Origin of the sequence: Actinomadura formosensis NBRC 14204 (assembly GCF_001552155.1) — a bacterium.
GTDB lineage: Bacteria > Actinomycetota > Actinomycetes > Streptosporangiales > Streptosporangiaceae > Spirillospora > Spirillospora formosensis.
Window position 1 is genome coordinate 1 of sequence record NZ_BCQQ01000123.1, and the last position, 21,395, is coordinate 21,395.

At 73.1% G+C, this 21,395-nt stretch carries 24 protein-coding genes and 1 pseudogene; 15 read left to right on the plus strand and 10 right to left on the minus strand.

The window, feature by feature from the left end; all coding sequences use genetic code 11:
• The 3 genes and pseudogenes from AF1_RS25945 to AF1_RS25955 form a co-directional block, all read right to left on the minus strand.
• Positions 1–322, minus strand: a pseudogene (locus tag AF1_RS25945) (serine/threonine-protein kinase); the annotation flags it as partial.
• A gap of 72 nt (positions 323–394) precedes the next feature.
• Positions 395–1,357 (minus strand): quinone oxidoreductase family protein, encoded by a 963-nt coding sequence (locus tag AF1_RS25950; protein WP_067804664.1) that lies wholly within the window; start codon positions 1,355–1,357, stop codon positions 395–397.
• A gap of 76 nt (positions 1,358–1,433) precedes the next feature.
• Positions 1,434–2,138 (minus strand): TetR family transcriptional regulator, encoded by a 705-nt coding sequence (locus AF1_RS25955; protein ID WP_067804666.1) that lies wholly within the window; start codon positions 2,136–2,138, stop codon positions 1,434–1,436.
• 318 nt (positions 2,139–2,456) lie between these two features.
• Here AF1_RS25955 and AF1_RS25960 point away from each other — a divergent pair, with 318 nt between their 5' ends.
• Together AF1_RS25960 and AF1_RS25965 are read left to right on the plus strand one after the other, a co-directional pair.
• Entirely contained in the window at positions 2,457–2,729 is a 273-nt protein-coding gene (locus AF1_RS25960) for a hypothetical protein (protein WP_067804668.1), read from the plus strand.
• 104 nt (positions 2,730–2,833) lie between these two features.
• Entirely contained in the window at positions 2,834–3,109 is a 276-nt protein-coding gene (locus AF1_RS25965; RefSeq protein WP_131732456.1) for a DUF6504 family protein, read from the plus strand.
• Between the two features lie 37 nt (positions 3,110–3,146).
• On the opposite strand, the gene AF1_RS25970 is transcribed toward AF1_RS25965, so the two are convergent.
• The 4 genes from AF1_RS25970 to AF1_RS25985 form a co-directional block, all read right to left on the minus strand.
• Positions 3,147–3,827 (minus strand): DUF4328 domain-containing protein, encoded by a 681-nt coding sequence (locus AF1_RS25970; RefSeq protein ID WP_067804672.1) that lies wholly within the window; start codon positions 3,825–3,827, stop codon positions 3,147–3,149.
• 99 nt (positions 3,828–3,926) lie between these two features.
• Positions 3,927–4,265, minus strand: a complete 339-nt coding sequence (locus AF1_RS25975; protein WP_242608677.1) for a hypothetical protein — start codon at positions 4,263–4,265, stop codon at positions 3,927–3,929.
• Between the two features lie 82 nt (positions 4,266–4,347).
• Positions 4,348–4,995: a response regulator gene (locus tag AF1_RS25980; RefSeq protein WP_084263347.1), complete on the minus strand. Its 648-nt coding sequence runs from the start codon at positions 4,993–4,995 to the stop codon at positions 4,348–4,350.
• 13 nt (positions 4,996–5,008) lie between these two features.
• Positions 5,009–6,223, minus strand: coding sequence for a sensor histidine kinase (locus AF1_RS25985; protein ID WP_067804677.1), 1,215 nt, complete (start codon positions 6,221–6,223; stop codon positions 5,009–5,011).
• Between the two features lie 160 nt (positions 6,224–6,383).
• Here AF1_RS25985 and AF1_RS25990 point away from each other — a divergent pair, with 160 nt between their 5' ends.
• The 4 genes from AF1_RS25990 (at position 6,384) to AF1_RS26005 (ending at position 10,352) form a co-directional block, all read left to right on the plus strand.
• Entirely contained in the window at positions 6,384–7,055 is a 672-nt protein-coding gene (locus tag AF1_RS25990; RefSeq protein WP_067804719.1) for an ABC transporter ATP-binding protein, read from the plus strand.
• Positions 7,055–9,052 (plus strand): ABC transporter permease, encoded by a 1,998-nt coding sequence (locus AF1_RS25995; RefSeq protein WP_067804683.1) that lies wholly within the window; start codon positions 7,055–7,057, stop codon positions 9,050–9,052. Before AF1_RS25990 ends, AF1_RS25995 begins: the two co-directional genes overlap by 1 nt.
• 177 nt (positions 9,053–9,229) lie before the next feature.
• Positions 9,230–9,448, plus strand: a complete 219-nt coding sequence (locus tag AF1_RS26000) for a hypothetical protein (protein ID WP_131732455.1) — start codon at positions 9,230–9,232, stop codon at positions 9,446–9,448.
• 112 nt (positions 9,449–9,560) lie between these two features.
• Positions 9,561–10,352, plus strand: a complete 792-nt coding sequence (locus AF1_RS26005; RefSeq protein WP_067804722.1) for a methyltransferase domain-containing protein — start codon at positions 9,561–9,563, stop codon at positions 10,350–10,352.
• A gap of 33 nt (positions 10,353–10,385) precedes the next feature.
• Here AF1_RS26005 and AF1_RS26010 read toward each other — a convergent pair whose 3' ends face one another.
• The 3 genes from AF1_RS26010 to AF1_RS26020 form a co-directional block, all read right to left on the minus strand.
• Positions 10,386–11,405: an LLM class F420-dependent oxidoreductase gene (locus tag AF1_RS26010; protein WP_067804689.1), complete on the minus strand. Its 1,020-nt coding sequence runs from the start codon at positions 11,403–11,405 to the stop codon at positions 10,386–10,388.
• Between the two features lie 111 nt (positions 11,406–11,516).
• Positions 11,517–11,717, minus strand: coding sequence for a DUF397 domain-containing protein (locus tag AF1_RS26015; protein WP_067804692.1), 201 nt, complete (start codon positions 11,715–11,717; stop codon positions 11,517–11,519).
• Entirely contained in the window at positions 11,714–12,559 is an 846-nt protein-coding gene (locus AF1_RS26020) for a helix-turn-helix domain-containing protein (RefSeq protein WP_067804695.1), read from the minus strand. The genes AF1_RS26015 and AF1_RS26020 overlap by 4 nt, the downstream gene beginning before the upstream one ends.
• Before the next feature lie 191 nt (positions 12,560–12,750).
• On the opposite strand from AF1_RS26020, the gene AF1_RS26025 reads away from it, so the two are divergent.
• The 9 genes from AF1_RS26025 to AF1_RS26065 form a co-directional block, all read left to right on the plus strand.
• The gene (locus tag AF1_RS26025; RefSeq protein ID WP_067804702.1) at positions 12,751–13,323 is read left to right on the plus strand and encodes an ATP-binding protein; all 573 of its coding nucleotides are present in this window, start codon (positions 12,751–12,753) and stop codon (positions 13,321–13,323) included.
• A 96-nt stretch (positions 13,324–13,419) separates the two neighbouring features.
• Positions 13,420–14,055 carry a GNAT family N-acetyltransferase gene (locus tag AF1_RS26030; protein WP_067804704.1) on the plus strand — a complete coding sequence of 212 codons (636 nt, stop codon included), beginning with the start codon at positions 13,420–13,422 and terminating at the stop codon, positions 14,053–14,055.
• Positions 14,052–14,543, plus strand: coding sequence for a hypothetical protein (locus tag AF1_RS26035; protein ID WP_067804707.1), 492 nt, complete (start codon positions 14,052–14,054; stop codon positions 14,541–14,543). Before AF1_RS26030 ends, AF1_RS26035 begins: the two co-directional genes overlap by 4 nt.
• A 19-nt stretch (positions 14,544–14,562) precedes the next feature.
• Entirely contained in the window at positions 14,563–15,819 is a 1,257-nt protein-coding gene (locus tag AF1_RS26040) for a bifunctional cobalt-precorrin-7 (C(5))-methyltransferase/cobalt-precorrin-6B (C(15))-methyltransferase (protein ID WP_067804710.1), read from the plus strand.
• A 51-nt stretch (positions 15,820–15,870) separates the two neighbouring features.
• Positions 15,871–16,467 carry a precorrin-8X methylmutase gene (locus tag AF1_RS26045; protein ID WP_067804712.1) on the plus strand — a complete coding sequence of 199 codons (597 nt, stop codon included), beginning with the start codon at positions 15,871–15,873 and terminating at the stop codon, positions 16,465–16,467.
• Entirely contained in the window at positions 16,464–17,477 is a 1,014-nt protein-coding gene (cobC, locus tag AF1_RS26050; protein WP_067804714.1) for an Rv2231c family pyridoxal phosphate-dependent protein CobC, read from the plus strand. Before AF1_RS26045 ends, cobC begins: the two co-directional genes overlap by 4 nt.
• 10 nt (positions 17,478–17,487) lie before the next feature.
• The gene (cobT, locus tag AF1_RS26055) at positions 17,488–18,642 is read left to right on the plus strand and encodes a nicotinate-nucleotide--dimethylbenzimidazole phosphoribosyltransferase (protein ID WP_242608676.1); all 1,155 of its coding nucleotides are present in this window, start codon (positions 17,488–17,490) and stop codon (positions 18,640–18,642) included.
• 182 nt (positions 18,643–18,824) lie between these two features.
• Positions 18,825–20,063: a uroporphyrinogen-III C-methyltransferase gene (cobA, locus tag AF1_RS26060; RefSeq protein WP_067804716.1), complete on the plus strand. Its 1,239-nt coding sequence runs from the start codon at positions 18,825–18,827 to the stop codon at positions 20,061–20,063.
• The coding region (locus tag AF1_RS26065) for a dynamin family protein (RefSeq protein ID WP_255218835.1) at positions 20,060–21,395 on the plus strand (1,336 nt) is incomplete at its 3' end. The genes cobA and AF1_RS26065, both read left to right, overlap by 4 nt.

Below are 21,395 nucleotides of genomic sequence, written 5' to 3' on the forward strand. Positions count from 1 at the left end.
CGGCACGCTCCACGCTCGGCCCGTCGATGTACTCGGTGACGATGTAGGGCGGGTCCTGGTCGAGTTCGGCGTCGATCACGGGCGCGGTGCAGAACCGGTGGACGCGCCGTGCGGCGGTCACCTCGCGGCGGAACCGGTCGAGGAACGCGGGCTCCCCGGCGAGGTCCCGGTTGACGACCTTCACCGCGACCCGGCGCCCGTCGGGCTCGGCGCCCAGGTAGACGGTCCCCATGCCGCCGCGGCCGAGCCGCCCGAGCAGGCGGTAGGGGCCGAGGACGCGGGGTTCGTCGCGCTCGAGCGGTCCGGCGGCGGTCGTCGTCATGGGGGGCGGCACTCCTTGGAAGATCGTCTCTGCCGTCCAGCCTAAGGGAGCGGGCGGGCCCCGGTGGGCCGGTCAGGGGATCAGCAGGAGCTTGCCGGTGCTGCGCCGCGCCTCCAGATCGGCGTGCGCGGTGCGGGCGTCGGCGAGGTCGTAGCGGTGCCCGACATGCAGCTTCACCGCGCCGGATCCGATCCAGCCGTAGACCTCGGCGGCCCGCTCCAGCAGCTCTTCGCGCTTCTCGACGAAGTGGACGAGGGACGGCCGCGTCAGGTAGACCGAACCGGCCTTGTTGAGCCGCTGCGGGTCGAACGGCGGCACCGCGCCGCCCGCCGACCCGTACAGCGCCAGCGTGCCGCGCCGCCGCAGGCTCGCCAGGCTTCCGTCGAACGTGGGTGCCCCGACACCGTCGTACACGGCGGCGACCCCCTCGCCGCCGGTCAGCTCCCTGACCCGGGCGGCGAAACCGTCGTATCCCATCGTGACGTCCGCGCCCGCGTCCTTGGCGAGCTTCTCCTTCTCCGGTGTGGACGCCGTCCCGATGACGCGGGCGCCGAGGGCCTTCGCCGTCTGGGTGAGCAGCAGGCCCATCCCGCCCGCCGCCGCGTGCACGAGGACGGTGTCGCCCGCCTGGACGGGATAGGTCGAACGGGTCAGGTAGTGCGCGGTCATGCCCTGCAGCAGCGACGCCGCCGCGTCCTCAAGCCCGACGCCGCCCGGCACGGGGACGACCTTGTCCGCCGGGATGACGGCCTTCTCCGCATAGCCGCCCTGGATGTTGGCCCAGGCCACGCGGTCGCCGACCGAGAACTCGCGGACGCCGCCGCCGACCGCCGCGACCGTCCCCGCCGCCTCCACGCCCGGCGTGTACGGGAGTTCCTGCGGGTAGGCGCCCGTCCGGTAGTAGACATCGATGAAGTTGACGCCGGCCGCCGCCACGTCGATCAGCACCTCGCCGGGGCCCGGCTCCGGGTCGGGACGGTCCGCCGGCGTCAGGACCTCGGGTCCGCCGTGTTCGGTGATGACGATCGCGCGCATGTCGTCCTCCTGCGGCTCGGAAATGACGATCTCGAAAAACCGGGGGCCGGCGGCGGTTATTCCACCCGCGCGGCGGTCAAACCCAGTCGCGCATCGTCCGGCCGACGAGCGCGACGGCCTCCTCCACCCGGGCCGCGACCGTCCCGGCGTCCCAGATGTCCTGGCGGGCGCAGTCCTCGAACGCGACCTTGACCGCGGCCAGGTAGAACGCGACGACGATCCGCGGTCGCAGGTCGTGCTCCAGGTCGACGCCCTCGCGCCGCGCGATCTGCGCGGCGAGCGCCTCCGCGGCCGCCGAGTACCGCGCCATCTGCGCCGCCATCAGCGACGGCGTCCTTTCGATCACCTGGCGGACGCGGCGGAACCGGACGCCGTCCGCGGGGGCGCCCTCCGCGATGGTCTGCAGCACCACGCGCATCGACTCGAACAGCGCGGTGAACGGCCGCTCCCCGGGCGGGCGGGCCGCCAGCGCGTCCGCGAGGATCTGGTCGTGCTCGGTCAGGAAACTCGTGACCACATCCTCCTTGGTGGCGAAGTAACGGAAGAACGTCCGTTGCGACACCTCCACCGCCGCCACGATCTCGTCGATCGTCGTGGCCTCGTAGCCCTTGGCGAGGAACAGTTCGAGGGCGGCGTCGATGAGCGCGAGCCGGGTCCGCTGCTTCTTGCGCTCGCGAAGCCCGGCCAGCGCGCGGTCCGGCGCCGGGACGCGGCCTGACGTGCGGCCTGACGTGCGGCCTGATGTGGGGCCTGACGGGTCGCCGGCAGAGACGGCGCTCATCGGCTCGCTCCTTCTATCCGCCTGACACGGGCACGGGCCGCCCGGCTCACAGAGGCTTCTATCACGGACGGAGCCTCCGCATGCAGGGCGGGTTCCGGCCACCGGAAGACACCTTCCACGGTAATTGGCGCACCGGGAGAACACGCTTCACTCTCATTCCGGGCACCAGGATCGTGAGAATTCCGTACCGGCCGTCCCACTCTGCGGATTCTCCCTGCACAACCGCGTTTTTCGAGTCATGCTGAGAACCGGTCACCATTCGTCGCCGGATGATCGCCCAAGGTCATCGGGGCGGCTCGGACCACGGTGAGGCGGCTGATGTCTGTAGTCGGTGGACAAGAGATCGCCGAGGTGCGTCGGCGTCACCTCGTGGCGCTCGCGCGTGAGATCGAGGCCCGGGGCCTGCCCTGCAGATTCGCGGGGCCCGGCCAGGCCCTGCTGGTCGTCTACGGCCCGCGGACCCGCCGCCGCCTCATGGTGGTCGCGACCCCGACCGGCGAGGGCTGGTCGTACCTGTGGGCGAACGGCGGCATGGCCGACGTGACCGACCTCCTCCTGGCCGCCGACCGCATCAAGGCTCTGCTGGACTGACCCCCGTCTTGCTCCCGGAGCGGCGGCTTCCCTAGACTTTGATACGAACATTTGTTCGAAGCCGCATGCCCTTCCCCCGTGCGGTGAGCGGGAGGGTGAGGCGGATGACACGCGTGTTCGGTGATCCGGTGGACGTCTGGACGAACGACGGCCGCCCGGTCCGGTTCGTCTGGCGCGGCCGGCTCTACGCCGTCCGGAGGGTGCTGGAGCACTGGGTCACCACCCGTGACTGGTGGCGGGAGCAGCAGCCCGCCGGCGAGGCCGCCGGGGAGCGGGAGTTCTGGCGGGTCGAGGCGACCCCGGACAGCGAGATCGGCGTCTACGAACTGCGCCATGACGCGGCCTCGGGCGCCTGGCTGCTCTCCCGGATGTGGGACTGACGCGTGCGTCCCCGGGGCCGCGGCTCCGGCCCCGCCCCTAACCTTCGCGGCCGAGCTGGAGGCGGGTGATCTGGAAGACGGTGGCCATGCAGAGGGCGGCGGCGAGGGCCTGGAGAGCGGCCGCCGCCACGCCCACGTGGACGTCGAAGCGGGCGTCGGCGAGGGTGTCGACGCTGCCGTGGGCGAACATGTGGCTGAGGAGCAGGCCGAGAAGGGCGCACACCCACCAGCCCGCCACGACCAACCCGGCGGCGTGGCGTTCGGTCATCCGGTACCGGCCGCTGTTGACCCACACCTCGTACACCATCCGCGGCGGCAGCCACAGGTTGACGACGGGCATGAACCAGCCGAGCAGCACCCAGGCGCGGTGGTGCCGGTGCGGGCCGGGCGACTGCCGGAACGCGCGCCACAGCCAGGTCAGGTAGAGCAGCCCGGTGACCGTGGCCATGATCGTCCCGATCGTGAACACGTCGGTGTAGGGGGCGAGGGCCTTGCCGGTGGTCACCGCGTCATAGCTGTCGTGCGTCGCCCCGCGCAGCGGATGCGCGATCCTCAGCAGGCTGATCCCCGAACCGAGGGCGACGAACGCGTTGAAGCCGAGCAGCATGAACACGGCCACGCCGACCGCGCGGAAGTCGCGGCGCCGCGCCCACGCGCCGCACGCCGGGCACCGGTCGACCTCGGTCGGGATGATGTCGCCGCACAACGCACACGGCATGATCAGCCTCCCTCGGCCTTTGCGCCTAGCTGCTTCGGATACTACGTACGTTTGACTGCCGCGGCCTCACGAGGGTTCGCGGACGGGGCCCACCGATCGTCACACGCGGAACATGAACTCCGCGGCCGAACAGGCGAAGCCGGCGGTGACGGCCGCCCAGGCGGCGAGCCTGCCGAGGCCGCCCGTGGCCACCAGCCGCTCGGGGCGGAAACCGGTCACCGCGAGCAGCGCCCACCATTGCGCGGTGAGCGCGATCGTCGCGTACAGCGAACCGAACCCGATGAGCGAGAAGAACAGGACGACGGCGACCGGGGTCGCGGTGTGCGCGAACAGCGCGGACCCGCGGGCCGGGCCGTGCAGGCCGCTGCGCAGCCGCAGGAGGACGACGCCCCAGCCGATGCCGCACAGACCCCAGATGACCAGGACGGTCACGGGCATGCCGTTCAGCGACTCCGGTGCCAGTGCCGTGTTCCTTCCCCCGAGTGCCCCGTATCCCGTCTTCCCGTGCGTTCGCCGCGGGTCAGGTCATGAGGCCCGACTCCCACGCCCAGGCGGCCGTCTCCACCCGGTTCCGGGTGCCCAGCTTGCGGTGGACGCTCCCGAGATGCGTTTTGACCGTGGAGAGCGACACGAACAGCTCCCCGGCGATCTCCTCGTTCGTCCGGCCGCGGGCGACGAGCCTGACCACGTCCAGCTCCCGGTCGGTGAGCGGCTCGCGCGGCGGCACGGGCGCCGGCCGCGGTCTCGCGAGCCGCTCCAGCAGCCGGACGGTGATGGACGGCGACACCAGCGACCCGCCGGTCGCCGCCGCGCGGACCGCCTCCACCAGCAGTGCGGGCCCGCTGTCCTTCAGCAGGAACCCGACCGCGCCGCCGCGCAGCGCCCCGTACACGTACTCGTCCATGTCGAACGTGGTGACGATCACGATGCGGAGCGGGTCGGGGACGCCCGGGCCGGCCAGCGCGCGGGTCGCCTCCAGCCCGTCCGCCTTCGGCATCCGGATGTCGAACAGGCACACGTCGGGACGGAGCCGGCGGGCCAGCGCGACGGCCTCGGCGCCGTCGGCGGCCTCCCCGACCACCTCCATGTCGGGCTGTGAATCGACGATCATCCGGAATCCGGTCCGGACCATCTCCTGGTCGTCGGCGACAAGTACGCGGATGGCCACGAGAGCGATTCTGTCAGCATTCCCGGCCCGGCGTCCCTCCGGCGGGCAACCACGCGACGACCTCCCAGCCGCCCTCCGGGCGCGGACCGGCGCGCAGCCGCCCGCCGAGCGCGCCGACCCGCTCGGCGAGCCCGGGGAGCCCGAACCCGCCGGACGGCAGCCGCCGGCCGCGTCCCCGCCCGTCGTCGCGCACCGCCACCTCGACGTCGCCGCCGATCCGCGCGAGCGTCACCCGCACGGTCGCGGCGTCGGCGGCGTGCTTGCGGATGTTGGTCAGCGCCTCCTGCACGACGCGGTGCGCCGACGCCACCACCTCGGGCGGCAGCGGGCCGAGGCCGGGCGCGAGCGTCAGCGCGGCCGGCGGATGGGCGAACCCCTCGACCAGGGCGCGCAGCTGCGCGAGGTCCCCGACGGGACGGGTCGTGGCGCCGCCGTCCGCGACGGCCTCCCCGTCCGGGGCGTTGACGTTCTGGGCGTCGCGCAGCAGGCCGACCATGCGGCGCATCGAGGTCAGCGCCTCGGTGCCGGCCTTCTCGATCCCGCCGAACATCGTGTCGAGCTGCTCCGGCGACTGCCCCGCCCCCGCCTGGGCGGCGAACCGGGCGGCCTGCGCCTGGACGACGATGCCCGTCACATGGTGGGCGACGAAGTCGTGCAGGTCGCGGGCCAGCTCCAGCCGCTCGTCCCGCCGCGCCGCCGCCAGCGAACGGGACCGCCGCGCGTCCAGCGCCCGCAGGTAGAGGCCGATGCCGAGGGCGATCGCCACGGTGATGCCGAGCGGCGCGCTGTACAGGACCGCGCCGAACACGGCCCAGCGCAGCGGTATCGCGAGGACCGCCGTGCCGAGCAGGAACGTGAGCGGGACGAGCTGCTCGCGGCGCGCCTTCCACACCACCCGCGCGATGACGATCAGCAGGCCGCCGATCTCGGCGAACAGGCTGGGGGCGTTGAAGTGCGGCCGGACCGCCATCCCGAGGTACAGGGTGGTGAACGCCGACAGCGTCCCGGCGGCGGCCGCCCAGGGGACGAGGCGTCCGGACACCGCGGCGATGTTCGCGACCGCGGCGACGAGCACCATCCACAGGTTGGCGGCGACGCCGGAGGTGGCCCGGGCGGCGGCGACAAGGCTGACCAGCAGGTACAGGGCCGCGAACGCCGAGTACGCGGCGCGCACCACGCAGCCGCCCACCGAGTGGATGCGGTCCAGCCGGGCCCCGATGTCGCTCACGTCAAGGCAGCGTACGACCCCTGGCCGACCGGCGGATCGGCCATTCGGACGATCCCGCCCGGTCCCGTCCGAACCTGTGTCCGATGTGGGCGGCCGGCCGTCCGGCGCAGGCTGGGGGCATGTACCTGATCTCTGTTCCCCGCACGGCTCCCCGCACATGATGGAGAGCGTCCTCATCGGGCGCGGGCTGGTGAAGCGGTTCGGGACGGCCGTCGCGCTGGACGGTGTCGACCTGGCCGTGGGCCGCGCCGAAGCCGTCGCGATCATGGGTCCGTCCGGCTCGGGGAAGTCGACGCTGCTGCACTGCCTCGCCGGGATCATGAAGCCGGACACGGGGGAGGTGCACCTGCTCGGCCAGCGGATCGACACGCTGGGCGAGCGGCGGCGCAGCGCGCTGCGCCGCACCCGGTTCGGCTTCGTGTTCCAGTTCGGGCAGCTGCTCCCCGAACTGCCCGCCGTGGAGAACGTCGCGCTGCCGCTGATGCTGAACGGCACGGCCCGCCGGGATGCGGTGCGCGCGGCGCGCACGTGGTTCCCGCCGCTCGGCCTGGCCGGGATGGAGCTCCGGCGGCCGGGCGAGCTGTCCGGCGGCCAGGCGCAGCGGGTCGCGATCGCCCGCGCGCTCGTCACCGGTCCCGCCGTCGTGTTCGCCGACGAGCCGACCGGCGCGCTCGACCAGGCGACCGGTCACGACACGATGCGGTTGCTCACCGACGCGACCGGGCGCAACGGAGCCTCGCTGATCGTCGTCACCCATGACCCGTCCGTGGCGGGCCGGTGCGACCGGATCATCGAGGTCCGGGACGGCCGCGTGCTGGGAAGGGCGGCCTGATGCGCACGGCACTGGGGCTGTCCTGGCGGCTGCTTCGCGGCGGGGGTCGGCGCGGCATGCTGGGATCGCTCCTCACCCTGGCCGCCGTCGCCGTCTCCACGGGGCTGCTGCTGTTCGCGGTGGGCGCCGACCACGCGTTCTTGCAGCGCGCCCATGCCGACGCTTGGCGGCATCCAGGGGCATCGGTCGCGAATCCCACCGCGATTGAGGCGCTGTCCACCGACTACGTCCGGGGCGAACCGATCACGATCGTCGAGCTGGCGGCCCTCAACGGTGATGCTCCAGTTCCTCCCGGTATGCCGCGTTTCCCGAGGCCGGGGGAGACCTGGACATCGCCCGCGCTGGCCCGCCTGATGAAGGACCTGCCCGCCGACCGGCTCGCCCGGCGGTTCCCGCCCCCGGCCGGGACGCTCGGCCGGGACGCCCTCGTCCACCCCGGCGAACTCGTCGCCGTGATCGGGCGGACCGCGGACGATCCCGCCATGACCGCCCACCGCGACGAGAACGAGCACATGGGGACGACCGGCGCCCCGTCCCGCATCGACCGGTTCGAGACCGACGCCTCCTGGGCCGCGGACATCTACCTGCTCCTCGCCGGACTGGCCTCGGTGCTGATGGTCGTCCCGCTGCTGGTGTTCGGCGGCGCGGCGGCACGCCTCACCGTGGCCCGGCGCGACGCCCGGCTCGCCGCCCTCCGGCTGGTCGGCGCCACCCCCGGCCAGGTCGTCGCGATCACCACGGCCGAGGCGGTGCTGACCGCCGTCGCGGGCGCGGTCGCCGGGCTGCTGCTGTACACGGCGGCGATCCCGGCGCTGACCCGGATAACGATCGCGGGCGGCGGCTGGTTCGCCGCCGACCTGTGGCCCGGCCTGCCGCTCGCCGCCGCCGTCCTCGCCGCGGTGCCCGTCCTCGTCGGCGTCAGCGCCGTGATCGGCCTGCGCCGTATCGTCGTCAGCCCGCTCGGCGTGGCGCGCCGGGAGACCCCGCCGGGCCTGCGGGCCGTCCGGATCGTGGTGCTGCTCGCCGTCGTGGTCGCGTTCGCCGTGGCCGGCGGCGGGCTGATCGACATGGGCCGGGCGGGAATGATCGTGCTGATGGTCTTCCTCGTGTCGGCCTTCCTCGCGATCAACTTCGCCGGCCCGTTCGCGGTGTCGCTGATCGGCCGCCTCACCGTCGGCATGGCACGCCGCCCGGCCCGGCTGCTCGCCGGGCGCCGGCTCGTGGACGACCCGCGCTCGGCCTGGCGGACGGTCGCCGGCGTCGCGCTCACCGGGTTCATCGCCGGTTTCCTCGCCCTGCTGAACGCGCCGCCGGGCGTGTCCGGCCGCTCGGACGAACTGCGGGTGGACGTCCCGTACGTGAACTCCGCGACCGTCGCGGACCAGGCGAGCGAACGCCTCACCGGCCTGGCCGCCGCCGTCTCGGTGCGGAAGATCGAGACGAAGGACGACCCGCCGGCCGCGCACAGCCCCGTCACCACGACGGGTGTCGTGACGATCACCGTCCCCGGGGGGACGGCCGCCGTCGACCGGGCCCGCACGGCGCTGACCGGCCTCGTCCCCGGCAAGGTCGCCACCACCCCCGCGGACGACGGCGTGCCGGGCGACCGGCTGCTCGCCGACCTGCGGACGGGCGCGCTCACCGTGCTCGTCGTCTCGTTCCTGATCGCCATCACCAGCGCGGGCATCACGGGGGCGTCCGCCGTCCTGGACCGCCGGCAGGCCTACGCGATGCTGCGCCTGGCGGGCACCCCGCTGTTCGTCCTGGACCGGGCGAGACGCCAGGAGACGCTGATCCCGCTCGTCGTCATGGGCGGCGGCTCCCTCCTCACGGGCCTGTTCTTCGGGCTGCCGTTCGCGCGGGGCTTCGGCTTCTCCGGGCTGGTGGGGCTCGCCGCGTTCGCCGTGCTGGGCTTCGGCGGCGTCCTCGGGGCGAGCGCGCTGAGCCGTCCGCTGCTCCGCGCGGTCACCCTCGACCCGGCCCCGCGCCCCGACTGAGCCGAATGAACGTTCGAAAATGTCAGAGGTGCGGCGTAGCGTTGACCACGTGATTTAGGAGACACCTGGGAACACGCGTCGAACCAAGTGGCTTGTAATCACGTACTTAGGGTATGTGGCATACCGGTGGTACCCGCACTGGAGCGGCCCACCGGGGTTCAAGGAAGGGGTGTTGGCATGAGCGCAGTGACCGACACGTTCCATCTCTCCCGCCCACGGCTGGACGGGCCCGCTGAGCGGACCGTGGTGGAGCCGTGGCTCACCGAACTTTCCCACGCGTCGCTGAACGCCTATGCCGAGCCCACGCCGCCGCTGGCCCCGGTCGAGGCCCTGCCCGTCCCGCGGCCCGTCCGTTCGCGGCCTCGCCCCGCCAGCCACGTCGCCGTCGCGGCCTGACCCGAACACCGAACAGGGGATCGAGCCATCTCGATCCCCTTTTTCGCGTCCATACATCTCATATATTGATACATCCTTCTCAAATTGCGAGAAGGCTCGTACCGTGGTGGCCATGTCGCCCTACATCCATGGCCACCACAAGACCGTCCTGAGCGCGCACCAGTGGCGGACGGTGGAGAACTCCGCCGCCTACCTGATCGAGCACCTGCGCCCAGGGCACAGCGTCTTGGACGTCGGCTGCGGCCCCGGCACGATCACCGCCGGCCTGGCCGCACGTGTCGCACCGGGCCGCGTCGTCGCCGCCGACTCCGCGGAGAGCGTCCTGGACGAGGCCCGCAAGAACACCGCGACCTTGGACAACGTCGAGTTCGCGGTGGCGGACGTCCACGCCCTGGACTTTCCGGAGGGCGCTTTCGACATCGTCCACGCCCACCAGGTCCTGCAGCATGTCCCCGACCCTGTCCAGGCCCTGCGTGAGATGCGCCGCGTCACCAGGCCCGGCGGCGTCGTCGCCGTGCGCGAGGTCGACTTCGGCGCCATGATCTGGCACCCGAACCCGCCCGGCATGGACTCCTGGCTGCCGATCTACTACAAGGTGGCCCGCGGTAACGGCGGCGAGCCCGAGGCCGGCCGCCGCCTGGTCTCCTGGGCCCGCGCCGCCGGCTTCACCGACATCGCCGCGTCCGCCTCCGCCTGGTGCTACGCCACCCCCGAGGAACGCGAATGGTGGAGCGAATCCTGGGGCGGCCGCCTGCTCAGATCATCCGTCGCCGACCACGCCATCGCCGGCGGCCACGCGACCCGTGCGGAACTCCAGCACATCTACGAAGGCTGGAAGCGGTGGGCCGCCGCCGAGGACGGCTGGTACTCGGTGACCCACGGCGAAATCCTCTGCCGCGCCTGACCGGGGGTTCACCTCGCCCGGCCCCGGCGCGCGTCAGGAGTCGGCCAGGTCCTTGAGGGCGCGCAGGGTCGGCTCGTCCCTCACACCGGCGATCAGGAGGGTCGTCACCGGGCTGTCGCGCCAGAGTTGGAGGCGCTCCTTGATGCGGCCGAGCGGGCCGAGGAGGGAGATCGCGTCGGCCAGCTCGTCCGGGACGGCCCTGACCGCCTCGTCGCGGCGGCCGTCCAGGAACAGCTCCTGGACGCGTTCGGCCTGTTCGGCGTAGCCGAGCCGGCCGATCAGGTCGAGATGGAAGTTGCGCTCCCGGGCGCCCATCCCGCCGATGTAGAACGCGAGCGGGATCTTGGCGAACGCCAGTGCCGAGTCGAGGTCGTCGGTGACGATGGTGGTGACGGTCGCGGCGATCTCGAAGCCGTCCGGCCGGTTCCGGAGGGATTCGCCGAACACCGGCTCGATCTGGGACGGGTCGACGAACAGCGGCAGCCAGCCCTGCGCGACCTCGGCGGACAGCGCGACGTTCTTCGGGCCCTCGGCGCCCAGGTAGACGGGGATCTCCGGCCGGAGGGGATGGACGATCGACTTCAGCGGCTTGCCGAGCCCGGCGCCGCCGGGACGGGGGAGTGGATAGTGCGGCCCGGCGCTGGTCACCGGGGCCTCCCGCCGCCACACCTGCCGGACGATGTCGAGGTACTCGCGGGTGCGGGCGAGCGGCTTGGGGAACGGCTGCCCGTACCAGCCCTCCACCACCTGCGGGCCGGACGCCCCGAGACCGAGGATCATCCGCCCGCCCGACAGCGCGTCCAGGGTGAGCGCGTGCATCGCGGTGGCCGCCGGGGTCCGCGCCGACATCTGGACGACCGCGGTACCCAGCTTGATCCGGGACGTGCGGGCCGCGTACCAGGTCAGCGGGGTGAACGCGTCCGAGCCGTACGCCTCGGCGGTGAACACCGAGTCGTAGCCGCAGCGCTCGGCGGCCAGCACCGTCTCGGTCTGGTCGTCGGGGTCGCGCTGCCAGTAGCCGACATTGATGCCGAGCTTCAGTTCCGCGGTCACGGTCCACCCTCCGGTCGTCGACGCACGGCGATACTAGAACACGTTCTATTTTTCTGGAAGGGGACACGGTGAGGGGCCGCGGCGTGGCTCGCCGCGGCCCCCGGCCGATTGCTAGCTTTCCTTGATCGCGTCCAGCAGGCCCCGCCATGCGGACGGCGTCAGCACCAGGGCCGGGCCGCCTGGGTCCTTGGAATCGCGCACCGCGCGAAGATGGTGGGACAGTGGCGCCACCTCGACGCACTGGTCGCCGCTTCCGCTGTGGGACGACTTGCGCCAGACGGCGCCGGTGAGGGCGCGCTGCAGGTTGGTCACGGGCTACTCCTTGCTACCTCGGCTATGAGGTGCGCGGATTCCTCGACGGACAGGGCTGCCGCCTCGATCCGATCGAAGCGGTCCCTATGTTTTGCTATTGCCTCGGCACTCTCAAGGTAAACGTCACCCATGGTGCCCTCTACGTAGGCGATATCGGGGTCTGCGGGGTCCGGATACGACAGGATGGTGAAACGTCCGTCTAGGCCCGCATGCTCCCCAGCCGTATACGGAAGTACCTTAATCATCACGGTTGGGTGGGTTTTCGCGGCGGTTGCGAGGGCGTCCAGCTGGCCGCGCATCACCTTCTCGCCGCCGATCGGGCGGTGCAGCACCGCCTCGTCGAAGATGACGTGCAGCCGCGGCGCGTCGGCGCGGTCCAGCAGCGACTGCCTGATCTTGCGGGCGGCGATGCGGCGCTCGATGTCCTCCTGGGCGGGCAGCAGCCGGCCCGCCGTGATCACGGCGCGGGAGTACGGCTCGGTCTGCAGCAGCCCGTGGACGAGTTGCGGGTCCCAGGTCCGGATATGGGACGCCTCGTCCTCCAACGCGACGTAGCTGCCGGCGAAGACGTCCTGGTAGGCCGTCCACCAGCCGCGCTGGCCGGCCTGTCGGGCGAGGGTGATGAGCGCGTCGCGATCCGGGCTCGGGACTCCGTAGAGGTCGAGGATGTCGGCGATGTCGCCGGGCTTCGGGCGGGTCTGGCTGGTCTCTAGGCGGGAGACGGTGGCTCGCGACCAGTCCAGCCGGTCCGCCACCTCCTGCAGGGTCAGGCCCTGCTCCTCGCGCAGCTTGCGAAGCTCCCGCGCGAGGCGGCGACCGCGGACGGTGGGGCGGTAGGTCATGGCAGTGGAGTCTTACGACTCTTGACCCGCGTCACAACGCGATTGGGAAACACGGCAGGTAGGACGGGGGAATTCCACGGAGATGGTTGCGATCGTGAGAATCTCACGAGAGTCTGGAACGAGTGACCGGCTGAGGACGCACAGTGACAGCGGGCGGTCGCGCACCGGGCACGTAGACCGCGGGAGGACCCGTGAAAAGTACGCCGGCCGACTTTACGGCGGACACCCATGCCGACGCGACCACCGAGACCGACGTGAGGACCATGGCGGACGCGGCGTCCGCGGCCGAGGCGGCGGGGACCCGCGCGGAGGCTCCGGCCGGCCGCGGGCCCGGATGGGCGTGGGCGCTGCCGGGCGGCCCCGGCTGCGCGGGCCACGCCCGGCGCGTCCTGCATGACGCGCTCGCCTCGCTGGACGTGCCGCCGGACGCGATCGCCGACGCGCAGCTCATGGTGAGCGAGCTGGCGACGAACGCGCACCAGCACGCGGGCGCGCACGGCCCCCACGAACTGTGGCTCTACCTGGACGAAGGGGAGACCCGGGAGGTCCGCTGCGCGGTCTTCGACGCGCTCGCCGACGCCGCGCTGCCCGGCTACTCGTGGACGTCCGGCGACTGCGGGCGCGGGCTGAGCATCGTCCGGGAACTGTCCGGGGGACGCTGGGGGCTGCGGCGCACGCTGTCCCGGCTCGGCCCGCCCGTCCGCGGCAAGGCCGTCTGGTTCGCCGTCCCCGGCGCCGCTCGCCCGGCGGCGGGGCCCGCATAGCGCCGTCCCCCGGGGACGGGCGCAGGTGGCTCACCTCGACGGCCTATTCTGTGCGGGCGGCCCGCGCGGCGCGGGCGAGGTGGAGGGGGAGCGCGCGTGAACGCCTTCGAGGGGACCGTGCGCCTGGTGGGCGGCCGGCTCGTCCTCCGCCCGTTCGGCCTGGACGACGCCGCCGCGCTGATCGAGGTCATCCGTGCCAAGGAGGACTTCCTGCCGCCCAACTTCCCGGCCGTCCTTGAGGCCGAGCCCATCGCATGGTTCCTGCGGGAGGGCGTCCACAAGGTTCAGCAGTTCGGAATGGGCATCCACTTGGCCGTGACAGAGCGCTACACAGGCGACCTCGTCGGCACCATTGGGCTGTTCAAGGTGGACTGGACGCATCTGACGTCAGAGGTCGGCTACGGGATGCGGCCAAGCGCGCGCGGGCGCGGCTACGCCACTGAGGCGCTCTCACTGGTCTCCGACTGGGCGCTGCACAACTGCGGGCTGTTCCGCATCGAACTCCGCGCGATGGTCACCAACCACGCCTCCATCCGCGTCGCCGAGAAGGCGGGCTACCTGCGTGAGGGGGTCGCCCGCGGTGCCGAACGCGACGCGGACGGCATCAGCCGCGACATGATCGTTTTCAGCCGGATCGCGTCCGATCCGCCGTGCCGCGGCGTGCCGCGTCCGCGCCCGGACGGCGCCTCCGCGAGGCTCGTCGCCGACGAAGAGGGGGAAGGGCACCAGTGACCGCCACGGACCGGACGCTCGTTCTGTACGGGGAGGGCGCGCGCGAGACCGCCCGCCGGATGCTGCCGAAGTTGCCGGAGGCGTGTTTCGTCCCGGCCGGCGCGGAGCGCGTGCGTGCGGCGGCCGGGAACGCGGCCAAGGACGGGCTCACGCAGGTCGTCCTGGTCGCCGGCATGGACGACCTGGTCGCGGTGCTGGGCGGCGCGGCGGGCCTGCTGGAGTCGATCACGCTCGACATGGACTGCGGGGTCGCGCTGGCCGGTGCGGTGGCGCGGGCCGCGTCGGTCCAGGACGCCTACAGGCTGTGGGAGGGCGCGGGCAGGCTCGGGCCGTGCGGACGGGAACTGTGCCGCCGGACGGCCGGAGCGCTGGAGCGCCTCACCGCCGAGGCGGCCGGCGTGCCGCACAGCCCGGTCGCCGCCCAGGTCGTTCTGGTGGACGCGTCGGGCGAGCGCATGGTCGGCATGTACGGGCGCATGGCCCGGTAGATGATGGGCGGGCAGGACGATGCTTACGGTCGTCGGCCGCGATGGTTCGCCGCTCTCTCAGGCGGCCCAGGCGGCTGTGGAGAGCGCTGACCTGGTGGTGGGTGAACCTGGCCTGCTGGACGGCCTGCCCCTACCGCCGGATGTTCGCCGGGTGGCCACCACGGACGTCATAGAAGCGCTGCAAGGGGTCGATGTCGTCGAGCAGGATGTCGTGCTCGTCGTGGACGGTGATCCGGGCTACTTCGGTGTCGTCCGCGAACTCCTCGAACAGGGGCACGCGCCGGAAGCCTTCCCGGCCACGCCCCAGGTGGCGCGGGCTTTCGCCCAAGCGGGACTGCCCTGGGAGGACGCCCTGGTCGTCTCCGCCAGGGACGGGCATCTGAGGCAGGCCGTGAACGCGTGCCGTGCTCATCCGAAGGTGGCCGTGCTGACCGGGCCCGGCGCCGGGCCGGCAGAACTGGCGCGCGCGCTGTTCCCCGTCACTCCGCGCTCGTTCGTGGTCTGCGAGAACTTGGGCGGGCCTGGGGAGCGGGTCGTTTACGTCCGTCCGGCGGAGGCGACCACTCGTCCTTGGAACAACCCCGATGTGGTGCTCGTCCTGGACAATCGTCGCGCGCTGGGGGAGGCGGGCTGGAGTTCGGGGCCCCCGCGCGCCCCCGCCGGTTGGGCGCTGCCGGAGGACGCCTTCGGTGACGGCCCCGGCCTGCGTCCTGACGTCCGGGCCTTTGTGCTGGCCAAGCTCGGCCCCGGAATCGGCGACATGGTGTGGGACGTGGAGTCCGGCGACGGCTCGGTGGGCATCGAGTGCGCGCGCTTCGGCGCCGCCGTGGTCGCCGTCGACCGCGACTACGCGACGTGTGAGCGTGTTCGGGAGAACGTCCGCCTGTACGGGGTCAAGGTCGCGCTGGCGGCCGGGGACGTCCGGTCCACCGCCGAGCACCTGCCCAGACCCGACGCCGTGTTCCTGGGGCAGGGCGGAGCGGAGAAGGTCCGGGTCTGCGCCGCCCTGAAACCCGCCCGCATGGTCGCCGTCGTGGCGCCCGGCGACGTTCAGGCGGTCCTGGACGTCCTGAACGAGCGGGGCTACCTCCCCGATGCCGTCCGGCTCCAGGCCACGCGCCTGAACCCGCCGGAACCGCCCGGAGACCCGGTGATCGTCGTCTGGGGAAGCCGGGACGCTCGGAGCGCCGCGGCGCGGCCGTCCCGGACGCATCGTCCCATCGAGACCATCCCCGCCCTGCCCGGCGAGGCGGACATACCTCCCCGCAAGGCGTGACACCCTGGTACCCCGTCCGGGACAAGCATCCGGTGCACTGGAGGAGCGCAGTTGACCGTCCGTCAGCCCCACCCGATCGAGGTCCGGTCGTATGAGATCCTGCGGTCCCGCGTCGACCTGTCCCCGATGCCGCCGCTGTGGCGGGCCGTCACCGAACGGGTGATCCACGCCACCGCCGACCTGGAGTACGCGGTGGACCTGCTGACCACGGAGGAGTCCCTCACCCGGGGCTGGGCCGCGCTGCGCGACGGGGCGCCGATCGTCACCGACGAGGGCATGGTCGCCGCCGGGATCACCGCCCGGGAGACGATCTGCCACACCGCCGACCCGGCCGCCGCCCGGATGGCGCGCGCCGCCGGCATCGCCCGGTCCGCCGCGGCCGTCCGGCTGTCGTACGCCGAGGTCGGGCCGGGCGCGGTCTGGGTGGTCGGCTCCGCGCCCGAGGCGATCTTCGAGATCATCGCCCGCCGGGTGGACCCGGCGCTGGTCATCGGCATGCCGGTGGGCTTCGTCGGCGCCTGCGAGGCCAAGGAGGCGCTGCGCGCCAGCGGGCTGCCGCAGCTCAGCAACGTCTCGGAGAAGGGCGGGTCCGCGGTCGCCGCGGCGGCCGTCAACGCGCTGCTGTACTACGAGGTGGGACGCGCATGAACCCCGGTCTGCGTCATCACGGAGACGCGGAGGTCGGCGAGGGGCTCGCCGACTTCGCCGTCAACGTCCGGACGGGCACGCCGCCGCAATGGCTGGCCGAGCGGATCAGGGCGTCCGTCGCGGGCCTCGCCGCCTACCCCGACCCGCGTCCCGCCCGCCGGGCGGTCGCGCGCCGGCACGGCAGATCCGCCGAGGAGGTACTGCTCACCGCCGGTGCCGCGGAGGCGTTCGTGCTGCTCGCGCGGGTCCTCACGCCGCGCCGGGCGGTGGTCGTCCACCCGCAGTTCACCGAGCCCGAGGCCGCGCTGAGGGCCGCCGGGCACGAGGTGGAGCGGGTCATCCTCAGCAAGGACTTCACCCTGGACCCCGGCCTGGTCCCGGACGACGCCGACCTCGTCGTGGTCGGCAACCCGACCAACCCGACCTCGGTCCTGCACCCGTCCGGCGCCATCACCGCCCTCGCCAAGCCAGGCCGGACGGTCGTCGTCGACGAGGCGTTCATGGACTGCGTCCCAGGTGAACCGGAGTCCCTCGCCGGCCGGCTGCCGACGGGGGTCGTGGTCATCCGGTCCCTGACCAAGACATGGGGCCTCGCTGGGCTCCGCGCCGGGTACGTCCTGGCCGATCCTCATCTGGTGGGACGGCTCACAGAAGCGCAGCCGCTCTGGGCGGTGTCCACCCCCGCGCTCGTCGCCGTCGAAGCGTGCTCCACGCCGGAGGCCGTCGCCGAAGCGGAGGCGTGGGCCGTCGAACTCGGCGCCGAACGCGACCGGTTGGCCGCGGAACTGACCGCACGCGGCCTCTATGTCGTCCCGGAGGCACGAGCATCCTTCCTGTGCCTGTGCGTGCCGGACGCTCTCGGCATCAGGGCCCTGCTAAGGCAGCGTGGTTACGCCGTGAGGCGCGGCGACACGTTCCCAGGACTCGGTTCCGACTGGCTGCGGATCGCCGTGCGCGACCGCCAGTCCAACGACCGGCTGCTGGAAGTGCTCGGTGAGCTCGGCATATGACCCTCGGCATATGAACTTCGGAGAGGACCCTGTGAACCTGATCGAGGAGACCATCGCCGCCATCGGCCCGCTGAACGAGGCGGCCATGCGGGACGCCCGCGACCACCAGTCCCGGCTCACCAAGCCGCCCGGGTCGCTCGGCGTCCTGGAAGAGGTGCCGGTGCGGCTCGCCGGGCTGGCCGGGCAGTGCCCGCCGCCGCTGCCCGAGCCCGCCGCCGTCGCCGTGTTCGCCGCCGACCACGGTGTCCACGCCCGGGGCGTCACCCCATGGCCGCAGGAGGTCACCGCCCAGATGGTGGCGAACTTCCTGGCCGGCGGCGCCGTGGTCAACGCGTTCGCCGCCCAGGTCGGCGCCGGGGTCACCGTGGTCGACGTCGGCATCGCCACCGACCTGGACGCCGCCCCCGGCCTGCTCCGGCGCAAGATCGCGCCCGGCACCGCCGACATGACGCGGGGCCCCGCGATGACCGCGGACGAGGCCCGCCGCGCCGTCGAGGCCGGTATCCGGGTGGCCCGTGAGCTGGTCACAAAAGGCGCCCCCGCTGAGGCCGGGGGAGTGGGGGGTCCCCCCTCGAACAGCGCCGAAGGCGCGCGCTGCCTGATCACAGGTGACATGGGGATCGCCAACACCACCGCGTCCGCCGCGCTGATCGCCGCCTTCACCGGCCTGCCGGCGGAACGTGTCACGGGCCGCGGGACCGGCATCGACGACGCCACCCACGCCCACAAGGTCGAGGTCGTCCGCGAGGCCCTGACCCGGCACGGCCTCCTCCCGGGGCACGGCAAGGAGCCCATGGAGGTCCTCGCGGCGGTCGGCGGGCTGGAGCACGCCGCGATCGCCGGATTCGTCCTCGGCGCGGCGGCGCTGCGCGTCCCGGTCGTGCTGGACGGGGTGATCGCCGGCGCCGGCGCCCTGGTGGCCGCCGCGCTGGCCCCGGACGCCCTCGGCGGGTGCGTCGCCGGGCACCGCTCGGCCGAGCCGGGCCACACCGCCGCCATCGAGGCCCTCGGCCTGCGCCCACTCGTCGACCTGGAGCTCCGGCTCGGCGAGGGGACCGGCGCGCTGCTGGCGTTGCCGCTGGTCCAGGGTGCGGTACGGGTCCTGCACGAGGTCGCCACGTTCGACTCGGCGGGCGTCAGCGAGAAGGACGCCGGGCGGCCGTAACGACGTGATCACGGGTTGAGTCACGCTCGGCTATCGACTGGGCGCGGCCCCTCTCCATGGACTCCGCAACCCGAGTACCTTTGTTCCACAAAGAAACTTGCCGGTCACCGTCGTCCGCAAGCCGTCCGCAAGCGAACAGCCCGCGCGTCCCCCACCAGTCACCCGATCGAGAGAACCACCACGTGCCCCCGTACCTGCTAGGCCTGCGACTCGGCGGGCGACGCGTCCTCGTCGTCGGCGGGGGCCGGGTCGCCCAGCGCCGCGTGCCCGCGCTGCTGGACGCGGGCGCCGACGTCGTCGTCGTCTCGCCGCACGTCACCGCCACCCTGGAGGGCCTCGCCGAACGCGGCCGGATCACCTGGCACCGGCGCCCCTTCGAGCCCGGCGACTGCGCGGGCGCCTGGCTGGTGCAGGCCGTCACCGACGACGCCAAGGTGAACGGGGACGTGGTGGCGGAGGCCGACGCCGCGCGGATCTGGTCCGTGCGGGCCGACGACGCCGAGTCGTCCCCGGCCTGGACGCCGGCGAGCGGGCACGCGGGCGATGCGACCGTCGGGGTCCTGCTCGGCGGCGATCCCCGCCGGGCCGCCGGCATCCGGGACGCCGTCGTGGAGGGGCTGCGCGACGGCGCGCTCGAATCCCGGCACTCCCGGCGCAAGCCCGCCGGTGTCGCGCTCGTCGGCGGCGGCCCCGGCGACCCCGGCCTGATCACCGTGCGCGGGCGGCAGCTGCTCGCCATGGCCGATGTCGTGGTCACCGACCGGCTCGCTCCCGGCGGCCTGCTGGACGAGCTGGCCGCCGACGTCGAGGTGATCGACGCCGCCAAGATCCCCTACGGGCGGACCGTCGCCCAGGACCACATCAACGCCTGCCTCGTCGAGCACGCCCGGCGGGGCCGCTTCGTCGTCCGGCTCAAGGGCGGCGACCCGTTCGTGTTCGGCCGCGGCGGCGAGGAGGCGCTGTACTGCGCCCGCCACGGCGTGCCGGTCACGGTCGTCCCCGGCATCACCAGCGCGGTCGCCGTGCCGTCCGCCGCCGGCATCCCGGTCACCCACCGGGGCGTGTCACAGGAGTTCCACGTCGTCTCCGCGCACGTCCCGCCGGACCATCCCGACTCGACCGTCGACTGGGCGGTGCTGGGCCGCGCGAACGGCACGCTCGTCCTGCTCATGGCGGTGGAACGGATGGCACTCATCGCATCGGCCCTCATGCGCTATGGTCGGTCGTCCGACACGCCGGTGGCCGTGATCCAGGACGGCACCCTGCCCGGCCAGCGGACGCTGACGGCGACGCTGGGCACAGTAGCGGGTGAGATGGCCGCCGGTGAGGTCCGGCCCCCGGCGATCGTGGTCGTGGGCGACGTCGTCAATGTGGCACGAGAGATCGACATGATTCGAGCGGACATGGGACGGGATCCGTGACACCCCCGGCAGAGCGAAGCGCGGTCCACGATGAGGAGGCCGCCGGCCCGGAACGCGGGGTCGAGGACTCCGCGGCGCCCGGCCGGGATGCCGTGCCCGAGAAGGACGCCGTGTCCGAGAAAGACTCCCCTGAGACGCCCCGGGAAGATGCTCCCGAGCAGGCCGCCGAGCCCGGCAGGACCAAGGGCGGCCGGCGCCGCGCCCCCCGCGGCGGCGGCGCGGCCGGCGGCGGCACCGTCCGCAAGGCCGAGCTGATCCGGGCCCTGACCGCGCTGCGCGAGCAGCTCGGCTCCTTCGACCTGCTGCTGGACGTTCCCGGCGTCCAGCAGGCCCGCGAGGCCCGCGACGAGCTGCGCGGCCAGCTGGCGGACTACGTTCTCCCGCGCATCCAGGCCGCCGGCGCCCCCATGCTGGTGGTCCTCGGCGGATCGACCGGTGCCGGCAAGTCCACGCTGGTCAACACGCTCGTCGGCGCCCGGGTGAGCGCCACCGGCGTGCTGCGGCCCACCACGAGCAGCCCGATCCTGGTCTGCCACCCCGACCACACGCGGTGGTTCATGGAGGGGCCGCTGCTGCCCGGCATGGGACGGGTCCGGGGCCCCGCGCCCGACGCCATCGCGGGTGACCAGCTGGTCGTCATCGGCAGCGACGCCCTGCCGCCCGGTCTCGCGCTCCTCGACAGCCCCGACTTCGACTCCGTCTTCGAAGACCACTACGAGTTCGCGACCAAGCTGATGGCCGCCGCCGACCTGTGGCTGTGCGTCACCACCGCCGCCCGGTACGCCGACGCGCAGGTGTGGCAGATGCTCCAGCGCGCCAAGGAGAACGGCGCCACGATCGGCGTCGTCCTGTCCCGGGTGCCGGACGGCGCGGGGGCCGAGATCGTCGAGCACTTCGGGGAGATGCTGGACGAGCAGGAGGTCGGCGACGCGCAGCGCTTCACCATCCCCGAGACCCGTATCGAGAACAGCCGGCTCCCCGAGGAGGCCGTCGCGGACATCCGCGAGTGGCTGATCGGCGTCGCCGAGGACGTCGAGGACCGCGAGGTCGTCATCAGCGACACGCTCGCCGCCGTCCTGGACAGCCTCCGCACCCGCGTCCCCGAGCTCGCCCGGCAGGTCGAGGCGCAGGTCGAGCAGCGCGCCGAGCTGGCCCGCGAGGTCGAGGCCGGATACGGCACCGCCCTCGCCGAACTGGACGAGGCCACCCGCAACGGCTCCCTGCTGCGCGGCGAGGTCCTCGCCCGCTGGCAGGACTTCGCCGGCACCGGCGACCTGCTGCGCTCGCTGCACGCCCAGCGGCCCCGGCGCGGCCGCGCCGCGAGCCGGCGGG